Source organism: Caballeronia sp., assembly GCF_028292365.1.
Taxonomy (GTDB): Bacteria; Pseudomonadota; Gammaproteobacteria; order Burkholderiales; family Burkholderiaceae; genus Caballeronia.
Window position 1 is genome coordinate 1 of sequence record NZ_JAQGMM010000155.1, and the last position, 5,335, is coordinate 5,335.

A 5,335-nucleotide genomic window follows, 5' to 3' on the forward strand; every position below is an offset into this window, starting at 1 on the left:
CCACCTGAAATCTCCCGCAACGCGTCAATTCGGCGCGAACGGATGCGAGACGCTGCCCTTCTTGGCAACCACGTCCGCTGCACTCGGCTCGCCAGCAACAGCACGCTGGATCGCTTCGCGGGTTGCCTTGTAGTTGTACTCCTGAATTTTCTTGTCGTCGTCAGCTTCCCAATGGATGAACACGCCCACGCAAATGAAGATGTCGTCGGCTTCGTCTTTCGGAATGGTGCCGTCTTCCACGCTATCGGCAACTGCAAGCGCAACAGCATGCTGCGCGGGACCGAACATCTGGACAGCCTGCTTCGCACCCTTGATGGTTACCTTGTTGAACATCACCGTATTCGGACGGGTGATGAGGTTAGGCGCGACGACCGCCAGCAGGGACGTAAAGCCGTCCTTGTTATTGGTCAGGGCATTGCAGAACGCGGTTTCGACAGCAGAGCCGCGCGGTCCAATCAGCAAGTCGATATGAGCGACCTCGTTGCCGTCGCCGACTAGCGACTCGCCTACCATGACGCGGTTGATTTTGGCCATGCTGTTCCTCCAGTGATTGGATATTGAATGTGCCCGCTTGGCGGTCAGCTCGCAAACAGCGTGGATTGACGCCGCCCGGAGCCGGTTGAGAACCATGGCTGTTCCTATCATGTTCCGTGCCAATGGCAGGCTTGTCGCCGCAGTGTCGGGTGGGACCACGTGCTCAGGTGCGCTCAGGTTTCGTCCGGGATGCCGTCAGCGACGCCCGCGACGAACATCGTGGCGACCGTGAGATCCGCGCTCGTGCCCGGGTTGATGCCCTGTGCCTTGAGTTCCGCGTCCCATTGGCCGAGGGCAAGCAGTTCGTTGGCGAGGCCGCCGCGAGCCAACGCGCGGTGTATCGCGTCCTGGCGCTTGCGTGCCTCGTGCGTGACACTCTGCGCCACGGGCAGGCCGTGCTTGCGCACAATGTGTGAATCGGGCCAGCCGCTCAGGAACGCAAGGAACACGTCGAGCGTGATCGCCGTGGCGGGTTGCGAATGTCCTGATCGTTGAGCGCGGCGCACGGTTTCCAGGCCCCTTTCAAACACGTCGCGAAATCCGTTCGCATATTGCCGCGCGATGCTGTCGCGTCCGGCCGCCAGTGTCATCGCGGTGCGGAGATCGACGCTCGGCAAGTCGTGGACCGATTGTTCGGGCGCGTCGCCCAGGCCGCCGGGATTCGCAAGCGCGATCGCTCGATAAGCGGCGCGGGTATCGTCGAGATCGAGCGTGGCCAGCACCCGTTCCGTTGCAGTGCGCCAGGCGGTGACACAGATGTCGGCACCGTGGATCTCGAGCGCCGCGGCAAGTGGTGCGACCAGCAACACGATGCCGAGGTTGGTATTGCAGCCGGCCGTCTCGCGGGTGCGGCTGACCGCGTCGAGAATCCGCGTGCCGACCGGCGCGCCGGGCGCGAACAGTGCGTTCGCCGCGGCGTCCGCGCTCGCGATGAATTGCGACGCTGTCATGCCGTGGCCCGGGTAGCTGACGCTCACATTGCCGGGCTTGGCAGTCTCAACATCGAGCCGGCAAGCCCGTAAAAAAGCCGCTATTGCCTTTGCTAGGGAGAGGGCGCTATAGGAAGACATCGCCAGTCTTCAGAGGCGCGTGTGCAGCGAGCCTGCGCTTGAGCAGGTCGTCAGCGAGCGCGGCGGCTATGTCGAGATCCGTCACCGATTGCAAGCCTCGCCATGCCGCCACGCCGTTAACTTCGAGCACCAGCGGCCGATTTTCATCGTCGCTGCTGCTGGACGCGCGCTGAGAAGGAATCAGGTCGACGCCCGCATAGTCGAGGCCGAGTGCGCGGGTCGCCCGCTCGGCGGTGTCCGCAAGGACAGGGTCGAGCGGCACGCGCTCGCATTTCGCACCTCGCGCGAAGTTGTGAATCCAGCCTTTTCCGCCCACGCGCCGCATGGCCGCGACCGCTCGGCCGCCGATCACGAGGACGCGCCAGTCGAAGCCCGGCCGCGCGGTTTCCACATACCGCTGCAGATAAGCGACTTGCCCCGATGCCCGCAACGACGGCAAGGGTGCGAGCGACCCGTCACGACGGTTGGCTCCCAGCCGTCGCAGCCCCTTGCCCTGCGATCCGAACAACGGCTTGAGCACGACCCGGCGGTTCGCGGCCGCCTCGCGCATCAGCACCCGCTGCGCGAAGGCCGCCGATTCACCTGCCCACGTGGCGGGCGTCGGCACGCCATGCAGGTTGAGCAGGAAACTGGTCATCGATTTATCGACGCTGCGCTCGATCGCGCGCGCGTCGTTGTAGACCGGCACGCCGCATTCGCGCAGCGCGTGCAAGATGCCGAGCCGCAGCGTGACCTGCTCGAATGTTCCGCCCGCTATGCCGCGTACGAATACCGCATCGGGCAGTGCGTGCCCGAAGCCCGGGATCGCGAGACCGTGTGGCGCCCACGTGGTATCTATGCGGCATTGCGCCAGATCCACGCAGCGCGCGTCCACGTTACGCGCGAGGAAGGCTCTCTTCAGGCGCCCGGTGTGCCAGCCGGTTTCGTCGGTCATGATGGCGACCTGAAGCCCGGCGCTCATGGCGTTTGCCCTCCGCCGGATTGCGGCGTTGAGGTGCCTGAAGTGCCTGAAGTGCCGCTCCATTGGGCGTCGAGCAGCGCCATGTCGAGCTTGCCGCCGTGATAGGTCAAGCCGCTTTCGAGGCTGCTGACCCACACTTCGGCGGGCGCGAACAACGCGGGGTCGATCTGATAAAAGTCGTAGTTGAACGATGTGAAGATATCGGCGAAAGGACGCCCGTAATCACGCGCATGCGATGACGGCAATTCCGCCGCTAGCCGCTGCGCGACGGCATCGCTTTTGACTGTCAGATGCACACGGCCGCCGTAGAGAATGGCGTCGTTGGTGCGGCCCATCGCCTGGATCGCGTCGGGCGCGGGCGGTGGCAAAGGCGCCGAGCCGCTGCCTTCAATGATCTCGCTGAGGTCCACGCCAAGCACATGCGTCTTGTGCAGTGCAACCTCGACCACGCGCGCGACGACCTGCACCGTTCCCGCGACAGAGTGTGTCGGCGTCACGACGAGCGTGAGTTTGTCGGGTGCCAAAGAGCAATCGCGCAGGATTTTTTCGACGACGACTAGCGGCGGCAAACGGTCCACTTCGAGCACGAGCGCGCCGCGATCGTGATGGTCGCGATAGCCGAGTTCATCGAAGAGCGTTTCCTTGCCTGCCAGCGCGCGCGCCGGGCCTGAGCCGAGCGAGAAGAACTTCTTGCCGCCGGTTTGCTCCTTCGTCGCCGAGAGGCTCCACCCCGCGTACTGGCTGCCAAGGCAGGCGAGCACGGGTGACGATGTATGGACCTCGATCATGCTCGGCCAGAGCGGATTTGCGTCGAGACTCGTGCGCACGGCAACCCGTCCGAGACCGCCCATGCACAGCCGCGCGATCAGCACGCCCGCTTCAATGCCACCCAGTGCGTCGATGCCCGCATCGACGATCACCGTGCCGTCGGGCGTGCGCGAAACGGCTATGCGTAGCCGCGCGGCGTGGTCGACGAGCCGGCTGGCGAGCCGTTCGCTCAGTGCGTTGACGCTGAGTTCAGGCGGAAGAAGAGATGACGGCATCAGTGTGCTCATGACAGGTTTCGATGCGTTGCAAAACGAGCGCTTCGCGGCGCTCGAGTTCGTCCCGGACGGCGGACGTGGAGGGCTGCGTGACGACGAGCGTGCAGACCGGCTCGCCCGCGCCGATGCGTACTCCCGGATGCGGCACGTCATGGCACGCGGGGTCGGTCAGGCAGGCATCGCTGAAGGGGCCGGAGACGATAAGGCTGCGCGGCGCGAACACCACGCGCTGACCGGCTTTTGATCGAGTCGAAGCCGGCGGACAGGGCATCGGTAAGCGGCCATCGAGACAGGCATCGAGGTGGCACGCGATCAGACCGCGCGGCCATGCTTCGGGCGTGGCGGTCTCGTAGAGTGTCATCGTCGATGAAGGGCGCGCGTTGATTTCGAGGACCTGGAAGGTCTCGCCGTCCATCAGGAAGTCGATGCTGTTCAGCCCCACGAGGCCCGTGTTCGCCACGATCGCGCCGATTGCCGTCGCGACGTCGTCCATGATTTGCGGCGAGACATCGGCGGGCCCGATCGACCCGGTGTGCAGGAACGGCCGGTTGCCCACGGATTGGCTGAGCTGCTCTGCAAAGCCGATGACGAACGCTTTTCGCCGTGCGGCGACAAACAGGGCGGACATCGAACGTCCTACGCTCATGCGCTGGAAATAGCCGTCAGCCGCCGGCTTGTTCGCTGTCGTATCCAGCGCTTCTATATGTGTGCCGCCGCAGCCGTCGGCGCGTTTGAAGAGCCAGCCGGCGCGATCCAATGGAGCCGCGCAGGACACCTCCGGATGTGCGATGCCCAGGCGATCCAGCAGCGCAAAAAACCGGCGCGGCTCGCGCACGGCTGCGGTTGCGTCGGCGCTATTCCCTATCAGGCGCGGCAATCGCAGTGCACTGCACAATTCCTGCATCAGCGGCTCGAGTCCGCTACCGGTCACGAAGCCGAGCATGCGTGGCAGCCGCGCCGTACGCTCAAGCGCATCGAAGAGACGTTGAGGGTCGATCGACAAACTTTCGCCGCCGATATCGAACCATAGCGGCGCATGGCGCCGCGTGTCGCGGTCGCCGAAGATATCCAGCGCGGCTACGTTCAGGCCCGCGCGCCGTGCGGACTGCGCCAGCATGCGCGCCGACAAACCAACGGCTGCGATGTAAGGAGCCTGCGCTGAACGGGTGCCGGGCGTCATGAACGAACGATGCATCAGGCGAGGCCGCCGACGATCGCGCGAGCTTCATCGAAGGCTTCGGGAAAGCCGAGATAGACCGGCTTGCCGCCGGTGCGCATCCGCATGAACAGGCGATGTTCGACCTGGTATTTGACGTTGCCGATCGCAAGCGCCCCTATTGCAAGTGCGTCCTCACGCACCGCGCCGGCAAGCGGTTTGCCGTCGTCCATCACATGCACGCCCGCGATACCTTCGGGTGGCACCGCATTGACATCGGCGGCGATCAGCAGGTGTTTTGCAACCCCAACGTCGGCTGCGCTCATGACCTGTACGCCCGCGACCGCCGTTGCCATCACGACCTCGGCGGTCGCGAGCGCGTGATGCAATTCATCGCGCGTGTGAACCGAGACGCCCGTGGTCGCGATATCGAAACGCCGGTTGACTTCGTCGCTTACCCGGGTCGCGCGGGCGATGTCCGAATGGCTCGCTATCAGGACCTGCGCGCCCAGCGATGCAGCCATGGCAGCGGCCACGCGGCCCACCGCGCCGGTGCCGCCGAGAATCAGTA

Annotated in this window: 5 protein-coding genes and 1 pseudogene; all 6 read right to left on the reverse strand. The window is 64.9% G+C overall.

Translation table 11 applies throughout. The features are described from left to right. Window positions 1-24: 24 nt before the first annotated feature. Window positions 25-534 carry a formaldehyde-activating enzyme gene (fae, locus tag JWR14_RS09495; RefSeq protein WP_299705010.1) on the reverse strand — a complete coding sequence of 170 codons (510 nt, stop codon included), beginning with the start codon at window positions 532-534 and terminating at the stop codon, window positions 25-27. Between the two features lie 173 nt (window positions 535-707). Further along, complete coding sequence (locus tag JWR14_RS09500; protein WP_299705012.1) at window positions 708-1,604, reverse strand: triphosphoribosyl-dephospho-CoA synthase; 897 nt, start codon at window positions 1,602-1,604, stop codon at window positions 708-710. After that, on the reverse strand, window positions 1,591-2,565 hold the full coding sequence (locus JWR14_RS09505; protein ID WP_299705015.1) for a RimK family alpha-L-glutamate ligase: 975 nt from the start codon (window positions 2,563-2,565) through the stop codon (window positions 1,591-1,593). The genes JWR14_RS09500 and JWR14_RS09505 overlap by 14 nt, the downstream gene beginning before the upstream one ends. Then, entirely contained in the window at window positions 2,562-3,620 is a 1,059-nt protein-coding gene (mch, locus tag JWR14_RS09510) for a methenyltetrahydromethanopterin cyclohydrolase (RefSeq protein WP_299705018.1), read from the reverse strand. The genes JWR14_RS09505 and mch overlap by 4 nt, the downstream gene beginning before the upstream one ends. Further along, window positions 3,583-4,803 (reverse strand): ATP-grasp domain-containing protein, encoded by a 1,221-nt coding sequence (locus JWR14_RS09515; RefSeq protein ID WP_299705021.1) that lies wholly within the window; start codon window positions 4,801-4,803, stop codon window positions 3,583-3,585. The genes mch and JWR14_RS09515 overlap by 38 nt, the downstream gene beginning before the upstream one ends. Continuing rightward, a pseudogene (locus JWR14_RS09520) lies at window positions 4,803-5,335 on the reverse strand (methylenetetrahydromethanopterin dehydrogenase); the annotation flags it as partial. The pseudogene JWR14_RS09520 and the gene JWR14_RS09515, both read right to left, overlap by 1 nt.

Coding starts and splice junctions, on each gene's coding strand:
- mch (WP_299705018.1), bottom strand. CDS start 3,620: ATGAGCACACTGATGCCGTCATCTCTTCTTCCGCCTGAACTCAGCGTC.
- JWR14_RS09505 (WP_299705015.1), bottom strand. CDS start 2,565: ATGAGCGCCGGGCTTCAGGTCGCCATCATGACCGACGAAACCGGCTGG.
- JWR14_RS09500 (WP_299705012.1), bottom strand. CDS start 1,604: ATGTCTTCCTATAGCGCCCTCTCCCTAGCAAAGGCAATAGCGGCTTTT.
- JWR14_RS09515 (WP_299705021.1), bottom strand. CDS start 4,803: ATGCATCGTTCGTTCATGACGCCCGGCACCCGTTCAGCGCAGGCTCCT.
- fae (WP_299705010.1), bottom strand. CDS start 534: ATGGCCAAAATCAACCGCGTCATGGTAGGCGAGTCGCTAGTCGGCGAC.